Annotated in this window: 14 protein-coding genes and 1 pseudogene; 6 read left to right on the top strand and 9 right to left on the bottom strand. The window is 65.6% G+C overall.

The features are described from left to right. Window positions 1–134: 134 nt before the first annotated feature. Window positions 135–2,594, bottom strand: coding sequence for a heavy metal translocating P-type ATPase (locus ACVWW6_RS06905; RefSeq protein WP_304549914.1), 2,460 nt, complete (start codon window positions 2,592–2,594; stop codon window positions 135–137). Between the two features lie 87 nt (window positions 2,595–2,681). Here ACVWW6_RS06905 and ACVWW6_RS06900 point away from each other — a divergent pair, with 87 nt between their 5' ends. Then, window positions 2,682–2,957 carry a metal-sensitive transcriptional regulator gene (locus ACVWW6_RS06900; RefSeq protein ID WP_011083527.1) on the top strand — a complete coding sequence of 92 codons (276 nt, stop codon included), beginning with the start codon at window positions 2,682–2,684 and terminating at the stop codon, window positions 2,955–2,957. A gap of 179 nt (window positions 2,958–3,136) precedes the next feature. On the opposite strand, the gene ACVWW6_RS06895 is transcribed toward ACVWW6_RS06900, so the two are convergent. After that, entirely contained in the window at window positions 3,137–4,120 is a 984-nt protein-coding gene (locus tag ACVWW6_RS06895) for a YiiX/YebB-like N1pC/P60 family cysteine hydrolase (RefSeq protein ID WP_161532830.1), read from the bottom strand. A gap of 192 nt (window positions 4,121–4,312) precedes the next feature. On the opposite strand from ACVWW6_RS06895, the gene ACVWW6_RS06890 reads away from it, so the two are divergent. Beyond that, entirely contained in the window at window positions 4,313–5,701 is a 1,389-nt protein-coding gene (locus ACVWW6_RS06890) for a flavin monoamine oxidase family protein (protein WP_456680418.1), read from the top strand. 157 nt (window positions 5,702–5,858) lie between these two features. Here ACVWW6_RS06890 and ACVWW6_RS06885 read toward each other — a convergent pair whose 3' ends face one another. The 3 genes from ACVWW6_RS06885 to pheS are packed head-to-tail and all read right to left on the bottom strand — an operon-like array spanning window position 5,859 to window position 10,170. Beyond that, entirely contained in the window at window positions 5,859–6,629 is a 771-nt protein-coding gene (locus ACVWW6_RS06885) for a sulfite exporter TauE/SafE family protein (protein WP_456680417.1), read from the bottom strand. Between the two features lie 53 nt (window positions 6,630–6,682). After that, window positions 6,683–9,091 (bottom strand): phenylalanine--tRNA ligase subunit beta, encoded by a 2,409-nt coding sequence (pheT, locus tag ACVWW6_RS06880; RefSeq protein WP_011083531.1) that lies wholly within the window; start codon window positions 9,089–9,091, stop codon window positions 6,683–6,685. After that, window positions 9,088–10,170, bottom strand: a complete 1,083-nt coding sequence (pheS, locus tag ACVWW6_RS06875) for a phenylalanine--tRNA ligase subunit alpha (protein WP_011083532.1) — start codon at window positions 10,168–10,170, stop codon at window positions 9,088–9,090. Before pheS ends, pheT begins: the two co-directional genes overlap by 4 nt. Window positions 10,171–10,320: 150 nt before the next feature. Here pheS and ACVWW6_RS06870 point away from each other — a divergent pair, with 150 nt between their 5' ends. Next, a complete protein-coding gene (locus ACVWW6_RS06870; protein ID WP_028172474.1) occupies window positions 10,321–10,734 on the top strand; it encodes a hypothetical protein in 414 nt (137 codons plus the stop codon). Window positions 10,735–10,766: 32 nt separating this feature from the next. On the opposite strand, the gene rplT is transcribed toward ACVWW6_RS06870, so the two are convergent. Together rplT and rpmI are read right to left on the bottom strand one after the other, a co-directional pair. After that, a complete protein-coding gene (rplT, locus tag ACVWW6_RS06865; protein WP_011083533.1) occupies window positions 10,767–11,126 on the bottom strand; it encodes a 50S ribosomal protein L20 in 360 nt (119 codons plus the stop codon). 80 nt (window positions 11,127–11,206) lie between these two features. Next, complete coding sequence (rpmI, locus tag ACVWW6_RS06860) at window positions 11,207–11,407, bottom strand: 50S ribosomal protein L35 (protein ID WP_008539890.1); 201 nt, start codon at window positions 11,405–11,407, stop codon at window positions 11,207–11,209. A gap of 273 nt (window positions 11,408–11,680) precedes the next feature. Between rpmI and ACVWW6_RS06855 the strand changes: the two genes are divergently transcribed. Beyond that, a complete protein-coding gene (locus tag ACVWW6_RS06855) occupies window positions 11,681–12,088 on the top strand; it encodes a hypothetical protein (protein WP_028172475.1) in 408 nt (135 codons plus the stop codon). A gap of 62 nt (window positions 12,089–12,150) precedes the next feature. Here ACVWW6_RS06855 and infC read toward each other — a convergent pair whose 3' ends face one another. Next, window positions 12,151–12,690 carry a translation initiation factor IF-3 gene (gene infC, locus ACVWW6_RS06850; protein ID WP_011083535.1) on the bottom strand — a complete coding sequence of 180 codons (540 nt, stop codon included), beginning with the start codon at window positions 12,688–12,690 and terminating at the stop codon, window positions 12,151–12,153. Window positions 12,691–12,939: 249 nt separating this feature from the next. Here infC and ACVWW6_RS06845 point away from each other — a divergent pair, with 249 nt between their 5' ends. After that, on the top strand, window positions 12,940–13,752 hold the full coding sequence (locus ACVWW6_RS06845; RefSeq protein ID WP_028172477.1) for an alpha/beta hydrolase: 813 nt from the start codon (window positions 12,940–12,942) through the stop codon (window positions 13,750–13,752). A 142-nt stretch (window positions 13,753–13,894) separates the two neighbouring features. Further along, a pseudogene (locus ACVWW6_RS06840) lies at window positions 13,895–14,361 on the top strand (nuclear transport factor 2 family protein). A gap of 147 nt (window positions 14,362–14,508) precedes the next feature. Here ACVWW6_RS06840 and ACVWW6_RS06835 read toward each other — a convergent pair. Next, on the bottom strand, window positions 14,509–15,306 hold the full coding sequence (locus ACVWW6_RS06835) for an acyl-CoA thioesterase domain-containing protein (protein ID WP_028172479.1): 798 nt from the start codon (window positions 15,304–15,306) through the stop codon (window positions 14,509–14,511). Window positions 15,307–15,469 lie beyond the last annotated feature (163 nt).

Below are 15,469 nucleotides of genomic sequence, written 5' to 3'. Positions count from 1 at the left end.
GGGAGAGGTCGGAATTCAAGCCTAGCTTGAATTCCGGGTGAGGGGGACTCTCCGCGAGTCCGTCTCTTACCGGCTGCGTGGTGGCAGCCCCTCACCCCAACCCTCTCCCCGAATGGGGAGAGGGAGTACGCCCCTCACAGCCGGGTCGCTCGAAGCCGCAGCGCATTGCCGACGACGCTCACCGAGGACAGCGCCATCGCCGCCGCGGCGATGATCGGCGACAGCAGGACGCCGAAGTTCGGATAGAGGATGCCGGCCGCGATCGGAATGCCGGCGGCGTTGTAGATGAAGGCGAAGAACAGGTTCTGGCGGATGTTGCTCATCGTCGCCTGAGACAGTTTTCGCGCTCGCACGATGCCGGTGAGATCGCCTTTGAGCAGGGTCACGCCGGCGCTCTCCATTGCCACATCGGTGCCGGTGCCCATGGCGATGCCGACTTCGGCGGCCGCTAGTGCCGGGGCGTCGTTGACGCCGTCGCCGGCCATCGCGACGCTGCGGCCGGCCTTTTGCAGCTTTGTCACCACCGCGCTCTTCTGGTCCGGCAGCACCTCGGCTTCGACCTCGGCGATGCCGAGCCGGCGCGCCACCGCTTGCGCCGTGGTGCGGTTGTCACCGGTCAGCATGATCACCTTGATGCCCTCGGCGGCGAGGGCCTTCAGCGCCTCCGGCGTCGAGGCCTTGACCGGATCGGCGATCGCGAACAGGCCGGCGAGCCGGCCGTCGACGGCCATGTTGATCACCGTCGCGCCATCGTCGCGCAGCCGTTCGGCCTCGGTGTCGAGGGCCTTGGTGTCGATCCCGATCGACGACAGGTATCGTGCGTTGCCGAGCACGATGGTCTTGCCGTCGACCTTGCCGGTCGCGCCCTTGCCTGTTGGCGAATCGAACGCCTCGACCTGGCCGAGTGTGAGCTGCTTCTCCTTGGCCGCGCGCACGATGGCGTCGGCCAGCGGATGTTCGCTGGCGCGCTCGACGCTGGCCGCCCAGCGGAGAATGTCGTCGTCGGCAAAGCCGGAAGCCGGCACGATCGCGACGACCTTGGGCTTGCCCTCGGTCAGCGTGCCGGTCTTGTCGACGACAAGCGTGTCGATCTTCTCCATCCGCTCCAGCGATTCCGCGTTCTTGATCAGGACGCCCGCCTGCGCGCCGCGGCCGACGCCGACCATGATCGACATCGGGGTCGCTAGCCCCAGCGCACAGGGGCAGGCGATGATCAGCACGCTGACGGCAGCGACCAGCCCGAAGGCCAGCCGCGGCTCCGGCCCGAACCAGGCCCAGGCCGCGAAGGCGGCGAGGGCGACGACGATGACGGCGGGCACGAACCAGCCGGCGACCTGATCGGCCAGCCGCTGGATCGGCGCGCGCGAGCGCTGCGCATCGGCGACCATCTGCACGATCTGCGACAGCAGCGTCTCCCGCCCGACCTTGTCGGCGCGCATGATGAAGCTGCCGGACTGGTTGAGCGTGCCGGCGATGACTTTTGCACCGGTTTCCTTGGTGACCGGCATGGATTCGCCCGTCACGAGCGACTCGTCGAGCGAGGAACGCCCCTCCAGGATGACGCCGTCGACCGGCACCTTCTCGCCAGGGCGAACGCGCAAATGCTCGCCGGCATGGAGCGTATCGATCTCGACCTCGTGCTCGCTGCCGTCAGCCTCGACGCGGCGCGCGGTCTTCGGGGCGAGCTGCAACAGCGCCTTGATCGCGCCCGACGTCGCATCGCGGGCGCGCAGCTCCAGCACCTGGCCGAGCAGCACCAGCACGGTGATGACGGCAGCCGCCTCGAAATAGATGGCCACCGCGCCGCCATGGCTGCGGAAGGTGTCCGGGAAGATCTGCGGCACGACAGTGCCGAGGACGCTGTAGATGTAAGCGACGCCCGTGCCCATCGCGATCAGCGTGAACATGTTGAGGTTGCGCGTCACCAATGATTGCCAGCCGCGGACGAAGAACGGCCAGCCCGCCCACAGCACCACGGGCGTGGCGAAGACGAGCTGGATCCAGTTCGAGAGTGTCTGGTCGATCCAGTTGTGCGGGCCCGCGAGATGGCCGCCCATCTCCAGCACCACGGCCGGCAGCGCCAGCACGCCGCCGATCCAGAACCGCCGCGTCATGTCGGCAAGCTCGGGATTGGGGCCGGTCTCCAGGCTTGCCACTTCGGGCTCCAGCGCCATGCCGCAGATCGGGCAGCTGCCGGGTCCGACTTGGCGGATCTGTGGGTGCATCGGGCAGGTGTAGATCGTGCCCGCCGGCACCTCCGGCTCGCTCGCCTTTTCCTTGGCGAGATACTTTGCGGGATCGGCGGCGAACTTGGTGCGGCAGCCGGCCGAGCAGAAATGGAAGGTCTCGCCGTGATGGTCGAACCGGTGCTTCGATGTCGCGGGGTCGACCGTCATGCCGCAGACGGGATCGAGCACCTTTGTCGCTGCGCCGCCATGGTCGTGATGATGGGCGTGGCCGGCATGATCGCCGTGTCCGCCGCAGCATGAGGCTGCCGCAGGCTTGTCGTTCGGCGGCGTCGCCGCCTTGCTCGAACAGCCGCATCCGGTGTGACCGTCCGCGTCGTGATGATGCTTGTGCTCGGCGTCGTTCATTTCCATGCTCCGGCTTCGTGCCAGGTCTTAGTGTCAGGTCTTGATGTAGGTCTTGCAACCCATACCCGGTAGGGGTATATAGACGGCATGCGCAAGGACATCAAGACATCTGTCGGAAAACGTCTCGGCCGGATCGAGGGCCAGGTTCGCGGCCTGTCGAAAATGGTAGAGGAAGACCGCTACTGCATCGACATCGTGACGCAGATCTCGGCGGTGCGCGCCGCGCTGCGCCGGGTCGAGGAGGAGGTCCTGAAGGACCACGTCGCCCATTGCGTCGAGCACGCCATCACGAGCGGCGACAAGGCCGACCAGCGCGCCAAGATCGCGGAGCTGATGGCGGTGATCGGACGGGCGGAAAGGTAGTTTCGTATTCGCCCGTCATTGTGAGGGGCACGGTATCTCCCCAACGTCGTCCTGGCGAAAGCCAGGACCCACACCGCGGAATCTATCGATCGCGGTCGGCAGCGGTACCGAACGACGAGTCGTCGCCAAACTTCTCCCTGGGGTAATGGGTCCCGGGCTTCGCCGGGACGACGGCGGAGTTAAGCCGCGATCTCGCGCGCCCGTCTGCGGCGCCGCGGGCGGTACATCGCCAGCTTCTTCAGCAGCGAGACATGCGCCGCGGCGGCGGCACATTCGACCATCTCCGCGGGCTGCGCGCTTACTTGCTCAGCCGGAATCTCATCCGGCGCCTCTTCGTCAGCCGCTTCAGGAACGAGCGGCGGCGCACTGATCGTTTCTGGAAACACACTGAATGTGCCCGCTACCTCCTCGAGCGGCTTCTGCTTGTCGGCCCAGTGCAGGGTGGTGTAGTCGAACCCGTGCACGATGGTGGGTTTGACGACTTCGAAATAGGGCGAGATGTCGAAGTCGCGGGGCATGTAGAGCGAGGAATCGCGGATGTGCAGGATCTCGCGGCGGGCGGCGCGGCTGCCGGCCTTGGTGATCTTGGGCAGGATCGGATAGCGCACGGCGTCGAACGCCTGCGCGATCAGCGCCGAGCAGATGATCTTGGTCGGATCGCCCGAGCCGATCGCGATCATGCGGCGCCGCCAGCGCTGCGGTATCGGCAGCGGAAACAGGAAGCGCATCAGGTCGACGATGTTCTTGGTGTCGTAGCCGAAGCCGATGCGGTTGATCGCATAGCGGCAGACCGTGGTGCGGTCCTCATGGGACAGCCCGACCGGGCGGCAGACCCGGGTGTGATAGGGGAAGTATTTCGACAGCGGCGCCGAGGTGACGCCTTCGCCGATATTGGCCTCGATCAGCACATGCGGCTCGCCGTTGGGCTCTTCCGCACCCTCGATCGGGCCGACATAGAGCGCGGCATGCGACCAGGTCGACTGCGTCAGGTATTTGATGATGCCGGAGATGCGGTTGTTGCCCTCGACCAGCAGCACGTCGCCGGGCTCGATGACGCCGCGCAGGTGCTCGGGGTCGCTTGGCGTGAACGGCTCATAGCCCGGCACCTCCTTCGAGAGGTACGCGGCAATCAGCTTGCCGACTGAATCTAGGACCGTCCCCATGTCGAGCTCCCCCGCAGCCTTTTCCGGCCGCCTTTTTTCCCTTCTCTATCATGGTCGAAACGTGTTGCAATTCGGTTCATCACTCTGTGAGATCAAGCACGATTGATTCACCATGATGGTTGCCGTGCAACATGAGATACGGCAAGGTTCGCTGGCTGTTCCCGTTTGCCGCAAGTCTCCGGAAACCATGACATGACAATCACGCGCCGCGGTTTCCTTTCGGCGTCGGCGGCCTTTGCCGCGATTCCGGTCCTGCGCGCAACCGCCGCACCCCTGCCGCGCGAGGCTGACATCGTCGTGATCGGCGCGGGGGCCGCCGGAATTGCCGCAGCGCGGCGCATCATGGCGGCCAATCGCAAGGTCGTGGTGGTCGAGGCGGCATCGCAGATCGGCGGCCGCTGCATCACCGATACCACGACCTTCGACGTACCGTTCGATCGCGGTGCGCGCTGGATGCATAATCCCGAGACCAATCCGATGATCCGGCTGGCGCGCAGCGCGGGCCTCGACGTGCTGCCGGCGCCATCGGGCCAGAAGATGCGCATCGGCCGCCGCAACGCGCGCGCCGGCGAGACCGAGGAATTCCTGGCGGCGCTGGTGCGCGCCAACCGCGCCATCGACGAGGCCGCGCGTGGCAAGCTCGATACCTCCTGCGCCTCCGTGCTGCCGAAGGATCTCGGCGACTGGGCGGGTGCGGCCGAGTTCATGCTGGGCGCGAGCTTTGCCGGCAAGGACCTGAAGGAGCTTTCTGCGATCGACAAGGCGCGCGCGCAGGACCGCAATGCCGCGATCGCCTGCCGTCAGGGCCTGGGTACGCTCATCACGAAGCTCGGCGAGCAGGCGCCGGTCGCGCTGTCGACGCCGGCAAGCCGCATCAGCTGGAGCAATCGCGACGTCAGTGTGGAGACGCAGGGAGGCAAGATCGCCGCGCGTGCCGCCATCGTCACGGTCTCGACCAACGTGCTGACCGCGGGCGCGATCAAGTTCGCACCCGATATTCCCAAGCGCACGCTGGACGCGGCGTCAAAGCTCAGCCTCGGCAGCTACGACCACATCGTGCTGCAACTGCCGGGCAATCCGCTTGGTCTCGCCCGCGACGACATCCTCATCGAGCAGAGCAATTCGACGCGCACCGCGCTGCTGTTCGCCAATATCGGCGGCTCCTCGCTGTGCTCGATCGACGTCGGCGGCTCGTTCGGCCGCGATCTGTCGGAGCAGGGCGAGAAGGCGATGGCGGCCTTCGCGAAGGAATGGATCGCAAAGCTGTTCGGCAGCGAGGCCGCGGCCATTGTGCAGAAGACCAGCGCGACGCGCTGGAATGCCTCGCCCTTCGTGATGGGCGCGATGTCGGCGTCCTCGCCCGGCGGTCAGCTCTCGCGAAAGATCCTGACCGAGCCGATCGGCAATCTGTTCCTCGCCGGCGAAGCCACCCACGAGACGCTGTGGGGCACCGTCGACGGCGCCTGGGAAAGCGGCGAACGCGCCGCAGACGCAGCGCTGCGCAAGATCGGCGCGCTCAAGGACGAGCCGGCCGATGTCCCGACGCAATCGACGAAGAAGCGGCGGGCGCCGCGCCAGTAGGGGAATTGATCCAGCTGTCGTCCTGGACAAGCGGAGCGCAGATCCAGGACCCATTACCCCAAGAAGTAGTTTGGCGAAGACTCGGAGTGACCCGCTCGCACTACAAGCGTTGATCGGGGTAATGGGTCCTGCCTTTCGCCAGGACGACATTGGGGAGTTAGCGCAAAATCCCATCCAGCGCCGGCAGCCCAAAAACAACCGCCATCGCGATCAGCACATAGCAGATGCCGCGAAATACTTTTTCGCTGGCGCGGCCGAACAGTGAGGCGCCGAATGCGACGCCGATGGCGTAGACCGGACCGACGATGAGCGAGAGCATCAGCGATTCGCGGCTGATCAGGCCTGTCGTCGCGTAACTGACCATCGAGAAGAAGTCCGACGCGCCGAAGAACAACAGGATGTTGGCGCGCGCGACGATCGAGGGGATCGGGCGGCCGAGCCAGTAGCCGACGATCGGCGGCCCGCCGGTCTGCGCCAGCCCGCTGCAGAAGCCTGAGAGGCCGCCGATGCCGACCGAGAGCCAGGCGTGGTCCTCGCCGCGATAACGCCAGCCCGACAGCAGCAGCAGCAATAGCGCGGCGACGAAGCTGGAGATGATCCAGCGCGTGGTGACGGGCTCGAGCACGCTGAGGAAATAGGTGCCTATGGGCACGCCGATCAGCGCGCCGAGCACGATCACGGCGGTGGCCTTGCGGTCGGCCTTGCGCCACGCATCGGGCAGCAGCGGCACCGCTGCGACGAAATCGATCACGAGCAGCAGGGCGGCAACGAGCCGCGGCGCCGCGAAGCTGCTCGCCAGCGGCATGAAGATCAGCGCCGAGCCGAAGCCGGAGAAGCCGCGCGCGGTACCCGAGACGAAAGCGACGGCGCAGAGCGCCATCGCAATGGTGAAGCTGACGTCCTTGGGGAGGAAGTCCGTGAGACTCATGCTTTATTTCTGGAGCATGATGTTGTCCGAAAACCGCTTCACACTTTTCGGCATCATGCTCTCAGCGTGCCGCCGGTCTTCTTCGTCACCTCCGCCACGACCTTCGCGGCGACGGCCTCGATCTCCTGGTCGGTCAGGGTCTTCTCGCGCGGCTGGATCGTCACCGCGATCGCGATCGACTTCTTGCCGTCATCGATGCCCTTGCCCTCGTAGACGTCGAACACGTTGACGCCGGTGATCAGCTTCTTGTCGACGCCTTGCGCGGCGCGCACGATGTCGCCGGCCTTCACGGTGCGGTCGACGATGAAGGCGAAGTCGCGCGACACCGGCTGGAAGGCCGACAGCTCGATCAAGGGCTTGGCGCGGGTCGGCCTCTTCTTGGCCTCGGGGACGCGGTCGAGGATGACCTCGAACACCATCAGCGGACCGTCGGCGCCGAGCGCTTCCAGCGCGCGCGGATGCATCTCGCCGAAATAGCCGAGCACGTTCTGCGGGCCGATCTGGATCGTGCCGGAACGCCCAGGATGCAGCCAGCCGGGTCCACCGGCCACGATCTGGAGCGCCTGCATCGGCGCGCCGGCAGCGGCCAGCACCGCCAGCGCATCGGCCTTGGCGTCGAACAGGTCAGCCTGCACCGAGCCCGACCAGTGCCGTCCGAGACCCTCGGACGAGGCAAAGCCGCGGCGCACGCCGCTCGCCGCCATGAACTGATCCTGCGGGCGATCGCCCTTGAACACCTGGCCGACCTCGAACAGCGCGACATCGCCGAAGCCGCGATCGGCATTGGCCTGCGCCGCCGCGATCAGGCCCGCCAGCAGAGTCGGGCGCATGTCGGAGAGATCAGATGCGATCGGGTTGGCGACTTCGAGTTCGCGCTGGCCGCCGCCGAACAGTTTTGCCGCAGACTTCGTGATGAACGACCACGTCACCGCCTCGATGATGCCACGGCTCGCGAGCGCGCGCCGCGCGCGGCGGGTGCGGAGCTGGAGCGGGGTCAGCACCGGTTTGCGCGCATCATCGCCGCGCTCGAACGGCGTCATCGGCACCTTGTCGACGCCGTAGATGCGGACGATCTCCTCGACGATGTCGGCCTTGCCGTGCACATCGGTGCGCCACGAGGGCACCGCGACCTTCACCACGGGACCCGGGCCCGCCATCATGAAGCCGAGATGGGTCAGGATGCGCTTCATCTCCGGCTGCGGCACCTCGATGCCGGACAGGCGCTTGACCTCGGTCACCGGGAAATCGATCACGCGGTCATCGCCGAAGGCCTTGCCGACCACGACGTTCTCGGACGGCGCGCCGCCGCACATCTCCATCACCAGCTTGGTCGCGAGCTCCAGCCCCGGCACCATGAAGGCCGGATCGACGCCGCGCTCGAAGCGATAACGTGCATCGGAATTGATGCCGAGCTTGCGGCCGGTCTGGGCGATGTTGATCTCGTTCCACAGCGCGGACTCGATCAAGACATCGGTGGTGTTCTCGTCGCAGCCGGAGGCCTCGCCGCCCATGATGCCGGCGAGCGATTCGACGCCGTGCTCATCGGCGATCACGCAGGTCGCGGGATCGAGATTGTAGGTGCGGCCGTCGAGCGCGAGCAGCGTCTCGCCGTCGCGGGCGCGGCGCACCACGAGATTGCCCTTCACCTTCCTGGCGTCGAACACGTGCAGCGGGCGCGCGCGGTCGTAGGTCATGAAGTTGGTGATGTCGACCAGCGCGTTGATCGGACGCAACCCGATCGCCGTCAGCCGCTTCTGCAGCCATTCCGGCGACGGGCCGTTCTTGACGCCGCGCACGAGGCGAAGCGCGAAGCCCGGACAGAGCGTGGCGTCCTCGACCGTCACCTTCACGGGACAAGGGAATTCGCCCTTGACCGGCTTGATGGTCGGGTCCTTGAACTTGCCCATGTCGGCGGCGGCGAGGTCGCGCGCGATGCCGTGCACGCCGGTGCAGTCCTGCCGGTTCGGCGTCAAATTGATCTCGACCACGGGATCGCCGAGCGCGGCCCATTCGGCGTAAGCAGCGCCGATCGGCGCGTCCGCCGGCAATTCCATGATGCCGTCATGGTCATTCGAGATCTGGAGCTCGGCCGCCGAGCACAGCATGCCGCGGCTCTCGACGCCGCGGATGGTGCCGACGCCCAGCGTGATGTCCTTGCCCGGAATGTAGGTGCCAGGGGCCGAGAACACGCTGACGAGACCCGCGCGCGCATTCGGCGCGCCGCACACGACCTGCACCGGCGCGCCACCGTCGCCGGTGTCCACCATGCAGACGCGCAGGCGATCCGCATTCGGATGCTGCTCGGCCGAGATCACCCTCGCGATGGTGAAAGGCTTCAGCGCCTTCGCCTTGTCCTCGATGTTCTCGACCTCGAGCCCGATCATGGTGAGCTTCTCGGCGAGCCTGTCCAGCGGCTCGTCGGTCTCGAGATGATCCTTCAGCCAGGAGAGGGTGAATTTCACGAGCTCAGCCCTCCCGCGAGAGTCGGCACTTCGAGCGGCTTGAAGCCGTAATGGGACAGCCAGCGGACGTCGCTGTCGAACAGCTGGCGCAAATCGGCGATGCCGTATTTCAGCATGGCGATGCGGTCGATGCCCATGCCCCAGGCGAAGCCCTGGTATTCGTCGGGATCGATGCCGCAGGCGCGCAGCACGTTCGGGTGCACCATGCCGCAGCCGAGAATCTCCAGCCAGTCCTCGCCCTCGCCGAAGCGGATCTCGCCCTTGTCGCGGCGGCACTGGATGTCGACTTCCAGCGACGGCTCGGTGAACGGGAAGAACGACGGCCGGAAGCGCATGTTGATGTGGTCGACCTCGAAGAACGCCTTGCAGAACTCGTGCAGGATCCATTTGAGGTGGCCGAGATGCGAGTGCTTGTCGATGACGAGCCCCTCGACCTGGTGGAATTGCGGCGTGTGGGTCGCATCCGAATCGATGCGGTAGGTGCGGCCCGGGCAGATCACGCGGATCGGCGGCTTCTGGCTCAGCATCGTGCGCACCTGCACCGGCGAGGTGTGGGTCCGCAGCAGCATGCGCGAGCCGTCCTCCTTCGGATGGAAGAAGAAGGTGTCGTGCATCTCGCGCGCGGGATGGCCTTCCGGGAAGTTCAGCTTGGTGAAGTTGTAGTCGTCGGTCTCGATGTCGGGACCTTCGGCGACTGAGAATCCCATGTCGGCGAAGATCGTCGTCAGCTCGTCCCAGACCTGGCTCAGCGGATGGATGCGGCCGGCATCGGTCGGCGCCTCGCGCAGCGGCAGCGTCACGTCGATGGTTTCGGACGCGAGCCGCGCATCGAGCGCCGCCGACTTCAAGACGTCGCGCCTTGCTGCGAGCGCCTCGGTGACCTTGTCCTTGGCCTGGTTGATCGCGGCGCCCTGCGTCTTGCGGTCGTCCGGCGACATCTTGCCGAGCGTGGCAAGCAGCGCGGAAATCGAACCCTTCTTGCCGAGGGCTGCGACGCGTACCGCTTCGAGGGCGGCTTCGTCGCCGGCGGCGGCGACCTGATCGAGGATGGATGTTTCGAGCGTTGCGAGGTCGGACACAGTCAAATCCTTGCTGCTAAATTCGGCTGGGTTGTCGCCGCCGGAAGGCCGTAACGTCAAGCGAAAAGCCGGTCATTTCGGGCTGAAGAACGGCTGGGTTGAACCTCGCGCGGGGCGCTGGCACCAAGGGGGATACGAGGAGACTTCGTGATGCTCTCAAGGTCCTGCCTGGCCATTCTGGCCGTCGTTCTATCGGTCGCCGGCACCCCGGCACGCGCCATGGTCTGCATGGAGAAGTCCATGACGCTGGACGAGGTCGTCGACACCATCAACGCCCAGAAGGGCTGCGAAAGCGCGATGAAGGTGTTTCAGGATTGCCAGTTGACCGCGAGCGGCGATGTCCAGCTCGGCGCCGCCGTCGAGAAGAAATGCGAGGCGGACTTCATGCCCGGCCTCAACGCTGCGCAGAAACAGGCCTATCAACGCGAGATGCGCGTCTGCGACCGAAAGTACCGGAATAAATCCGGCACCATGTATCTGTCGTTCGCAGCATTCTGCCGGGCGGAGGTCGCCCAGCGTTACTCGCAACGCGCGCTGCAGGCTGCGGGCCCCAAGAACCGCTAGTCAAGAATCGTTGGGCCCGCGAGCGAGAGACCTCAGGCCGCGAGCGCGGCCTTGGCCTTCTCGGCGATCGCCTGGAACGACGCGGGCTCGTTGATCGCGAGATCCGACAGCACCTTGCGGTCCACGGTGATGCCCGACTTGGCGAGACCGTCGATAAATCGGCTGTAGGTCAGGCCGAACGGACGCACAGCGGCGTTGAGGCGCTGGATCCAGAGCGCGCGGAACGTCCGCTTCTTGCGCTTGCGGTCGCGGAAGGCGTACTGCTGGGCCTTCTCCACGGCCGGCTTGGCGGCGCGGATGGTGTTCTTGCGGCGGCCGTAGAAGCCCTTGGCGGCCTTGTAGACTTTCTTGTGCTTGGCGTGGGCGGTCACACCGCGTTTGACGCGAGACATGACAAAAATCCTTCAGAGATGACTTGGTTTTCGGATCGCCGCGGAAGGCGCGGCTGCGGTGGCAGTGATCGTGGACGCGATCAGGCGTTCGGCAAGAAGTACTTCTTGACGTTGTCGCCGTCGGTCTTGAACAGCACGCGGGTGCCGCGGAGCTGACGGATCTGCTTCTTCGTCCGCTTGATCATGCCGTGACGCTTGCCGCGCTGGGCGTGCATCACTTTGCCGGTGGCAGTCACCTTGAAGCGCTTTTTAGCGCCCGATTTGGTCTTCAGCTTGGGCATTTGGCTCTCCTAATGGCCACAGAAATCCGCCCGCGAAGGCGGCTGGCCGTCAAAAATGCTCGTTAGAGCGTTGATTGTGCTCAGGTTTCTACGAACAAGCGCGAAACCCGCACGAAACACCGCCACGGCAGCCCTTAATCAGCCGGGCGATGAAGGCTGGGCTTATGCCAGAGCGGGAGCCAATTGGCAACGATGAACCGCCGAAACCCGCCCGCCGACTATCCGGAGTTGCTATCCTCATGTCCAAGCCGTGTCGCCTGGAGCAGGACCAAAATGGCCCATTTCTCGCAATTAATCCCGCAATTTGTCCCGCAATTTACCCGCCCGCGCCGCCTGGCGCTGCTTGCCGTGCTCGCCGCCGCTGCGCTGCCGTCCACCGCCGATGCCCGCGCCGGCGGCTATGACGGCATCTGGAACGTCACCTTCGCCACCACCCGCGGCAATTGCAGCTCGGGCTACAGCGTCCCCTTCACCGTGACCGGCGGCCGCGTTTCGTCAGCCGGCGGCGGCCGGGTCTCGGGCAGGGTCAAGCGCTCCGGCATGGTGGCGGTCTATGTCTCCGTCGGCGCGTCCCATGCCAGCGGGGGCGGCCGGCTTGCCGGCGTAAACGGCGCCGGCTCGTGGCGCGGCATCATTTCCGGCGACCAGTGCAGCGGCACCTGGCACGCGACGCGAAGCTGACACACAAACGGCCCGCCGGAGATCCGGACGGGCCGTTAACTCTCAATCCCAAATAACTGGCGTCAGCGCGGCGCCAGCACCATGACGACCTGACGGCCTTCGAACCGCGCGTCCTGCTCGACCTTGGCGAGCTCGGCGACGTCGGTCTTGATCTTGTCCAGAAGCTTGGTGCCGATCTCCTGGTGCGCCATTTCACGGCCGCGATAGCGCAGCGTGATCTTGACCTTGTCGCCCTCTTCGAAGAACCGCTGCATCGCGCGCATCTTCACGTCGTAATCGTGATCGTCGATCATCGGGCGGAGCTTGATCTCCTTGATCTCGACGGTCTTCTGCCGCTTGCGGGCTTCGGCGGCTTTCTTCTGAGCGGAATACTTGTACTTCCCGTAGTCCATGATCTTGCAGACGGGAGGGCTGGTATTCGGCGAAATCTCGACCAGATCCATGCCAGCTTCCTGGGCCATCTTGATGGCGACGACGGTCTCGACCGTGCCTTTGTTGTCACCGGTCTGATCGATCAGCTGGATCTGCGCATTGCGGATATCATCATTGATGCGCGGCCCGTCTTTGCTGGCAGCGGGCGGAGCTTTATTAGGACGGCGAATGGGTGGTTCTCCAAAGTTGTGAAAGAAGCGGCTATTTTGAAGGAAGATGCGTTTGCCGGCAAGCAAGTCGCGTACGCGAAGCGAAAAACCCTCAAATGCGAGGCATTTTGGACACGCCCCCGGGCACGCTGACCGACATAGACACCTTGCCTCTGTTCCGCAAGCGTCCCAAAGGGCCAATGCCGGTGTCCGGCGGCACCACGGAACACGCCCAGACAGCTCAAACCACACAGCCAGAGTAAACGTTCCATGACCGATGCAATTCCCGATACCGTGCTCGATTTCATCGACGTGGGCGAGGGCGCGTCCGCGCGCAGGATCGCGGTGCGCCGTCGCGCCGGAAAGGGCCCCGGCCTCGTCTGGCTCGGCGGGTTCAAGTCGGACATGCAGGGCAGCAAGGCGCTGGCGCTGGACTCCTGGGCTGGGGATCACGGCCGCGCCGCGGTCCGGTTCGACTATTCCGGCCACGGCGAATCGGGCGGCGATTTCGCCGACGGAACCATCGGGCGCTGGCTGGAGGAGAGCGTCGCGGTGTTCGAGCGGTTCTGCGACGGCCCGCAGATCCTGATCGGCTCCTCCATGGGCGGCTGGATGGCGCTGCTGCTCGCGCGCGAGATCAGGAAGCGCCAGGAGAACCGGCAAGAGAACCAGCAAGGCAACGCGTCGCTCGCCGGCCTCGTGCTGATCGCGCCGGCGCCCGACTTCACCGAGGAGCTGATGTGGAAGAATTTTCCGGCTGCGGTGAAGAAGGAGATCGAGACCAAGGGCGTCTGGCTGCGGCCGTCCGAGTATGGCGACGGCTCGCCCTATCCGATCACGCGGAATCTGATCGAGGAGGGCCGCAACCATCTCGTGCTCGGCGGCGCCATCGATCTCGGCTGTCCCGTCCGCATCCTGCAAGGCGCACAGGACCCCGATGTGCCCTGGCAGCACGCCTTCGCGCTGACGCACCGTCTGCCGGCCGACGACGTCGTGCTGACCCTGATCCAGGATGGCGACCACCGCCTCTCGCGCCCGCAGGACATCGCGCGCATTCTTGCCGCGGTGGCCGAGATCGGGTGATGTGTCGTCGTCGCTGTCATTGCCCGCCTTGTGCGCAATGCGCACTGGGGGCGGGCAATCCCCGTTGTGCTTGAACCGAGAAGCCGCGGCGTACTGGATGCCCCGCCTGCGCGGGGCATGACGGAGAATGGGAGAAGCGCCGATGACCACCACCGCCATGCTGCGCGCCTTCTGCGACGCTGTCGAACAGCGCAACGGCCGCGCGTTTGCCGATCTCTTCACCGAGGACGGCGTCTATCACGATGTCTTCTACGGCGCGTTCGCAGGCCGCGAGAAGATCGCCGCCATGACCGATGACTGGTTCTATCGCACGGCGACCGACTTTCGCTGGGACATGCATGATCCCGTAACCGACGGCACCACGCTCTATGCGCGCTACACTTTCAGCTATCGTTCGACCTTGCCGGAAGCGAACGGCGCGCGGGCGATGTTCGAAGGTGTCGCGATCATGACGCTGAAGGGCGGCAGGATCGCGAGCTATCACGAGGTCGCCAACACCGCGCCGGCGTTTGTCGATTTGAAGTTCGCGCCTGAAAGAATTGCGAAGATCGTCGCCAGGCAGGGCGCGAGCTCAAGGCGCGGCCGGAGATGAAGCGGCATCTGGCGTAGGCGCGACTCTCTCCTCTCGTCATTCCGGGGCGCGCCACTTGGCGCGAGCCCGGAATCCATTTCGCCTCTCGGCCTGCGGCTCGATGGATTCCGGGTCTGCGCCTGACGGCGCATCCCGGAATGACAAAGTCGAGAGACCTCGTATCTCTACCGCTTCGACGGATTCGCCATCGGCTTGCGCTGCGCCAGCGCGGCGACGGTGGCCGTGCCGATCGGGCCCTGTTCGTCGTAGAGCCAGCATTCGCCGATCGCGACGCCGTCGGTGGCCTGGTGGTTCACCACATCGAAGCCGATCCAGTTCGTCACCGGCAGGCGGTGCAGATAGATCGTCACGTCGCTGTTGATGTAGCCGAGCCCCTTGTCGCCGGCGTTGGCAAACGGGCTCGCGAAATCGGCACCAACAGCGACATGCACGAACGGCGTCATCGGCACGCCGGCAACGAGCTCGCGCACCTCGCTCATCCAGAGCCGGCGCGGACCGAGCGAGCCCATATGGCCGACGATCGGCCGCGTCGTCCATTTGCCGTGCATGCCGAGCCTGGGATCGGTCGGCTTGGGAATGTCGGCCGGTTTCGGCACGTCCCAGTTCGGCGGCGACCAGACATTGCCATCAGGGTTCTGCGTCTTGCGCAGCAGCTGGCAGGAGGCGCGCGCCATGCCGACGCCGCCGGAGACAAATTCCGCCTCGACCACGCGGATGCGCAGGCCGTCGCGCACGAGCCGCGTCGTCACTTCGATCGGCTTGTCGATCGTCGGCAGTCGAAACATGTCGACGGTGAGCCGCGCCGGCACGAATTCAGGGCCGGAATGCCGTTCCTCGATGGCGAAGCCGAGCAGGCCGACGATGACGCGTCCGTGCAGCGATTTCGGATCCCACGGGCCATTGGCGACTTCCGTCGGATGGAATGTATCGCCGTCGCGGGTGAAGAAAGGCATGTCTGTCATGACGCGCGAGCTTGAAGGATCGCGCGGGGAAATCAAGGGCGCCCGTTCTCCTCGTTCTCCGCTGTCATCGCCCGCGAAGGCGGGCGATCCAGTACTCCGAGACGGCTGTGGTTCAATCGATAGGCCTCGGCGTACTGGATGCCCCGCCTTCGCGGGGCATGAC

The sequence above is a fragment of the Bradyrhizobium sp. USDA 3311 genome (assembly GCF_054062495.1).
This window is presented reverse-complemented; position numbering and strand designations above follow the sequence as displayed.

Excerpts from the sequence above, each read along its gene's own strand:
- ACVWW6_RS06905 (WP_304549914.1), bottom strand. The coding sequence starts at position 2,594 with ATGAACGACGCCGAGCACAAGCATCATCACGACGCGGACGGTCACACC.
- ACVWW6_RS06900 (WP_011083527.1), top strand. The coding sequence starts at position 2,682 with ATGCGCAAGGACATCAAGACATCTGTCGGAAAACGTCTCGGCCGGATC.
- ACVWW6_RS06895 (WP_161532830.1), bottom strand. The coding sequence starts at position 4,120 with ATGGGGACGGTCCTAGATTCAGTCGGCAAGCTGATTGCCGCGTACCTC.
- ACVWW6_RS06890 (WP_456680418.1), top strand. The coding sequence starts at position 4,313 with ATGACAATCACGCGCCGCGGTTTCCTTTCGGCGTCGGCGGCCTTTGCC.
- ACVWW6_RS06885 (WP_456680417.1), bottom strand. The coding sequence starts at position 6,629 with ATGAGTCTCACGGACTTCCTCCCCAAGGACGTCAGCTTCACCATTGCG.
- ACVWW6_RS06870 (WP_028172474.1), top strand. The coding sequence starts at position 10,321 with ATGCTCTCAAGGTCCTGCCTGGCCATTCTGGCCGTCGTTCTATCGGTC.
- rplT (WP_011083533.1), bottom strand. The coding sequence starts at position 11,126 with ATGTCTCGCGTCAAACGCGGTGTGACCGCCCACGCCAAGCACAAGAAA.
- rpmI (WP_008539890.1), bottom strand. The coding sequence starts at position 11,407 with ATGCCCAAGCTGAAGACCAAATCGGGCGCTAAAAAGCGCTTCAAGGTG.
- ACVWW6_RS06855 (WP_028172475.1), top strand. The coding sequence starts at position 11,681 with ATGGCCCATTTCTCGCAATTAATCCCGCAATTTGTCCCGCAATTTACC.
- ACVWW6_RS06845 (WP_028172477.1), top strand. The coding sequence starts at position 12,940 with ATGACCGATGCAATTCCCGATACCGTGCTCGATTTCATCGACGTGGGC.
- ACVWW6_RS06835 (WP_028172479.1), bottom strand. The coding sequence starts at position 15,306 with ATGACAGACATGCCTTTCTTCACCCGCGACGGCGATACATTCCATCCG.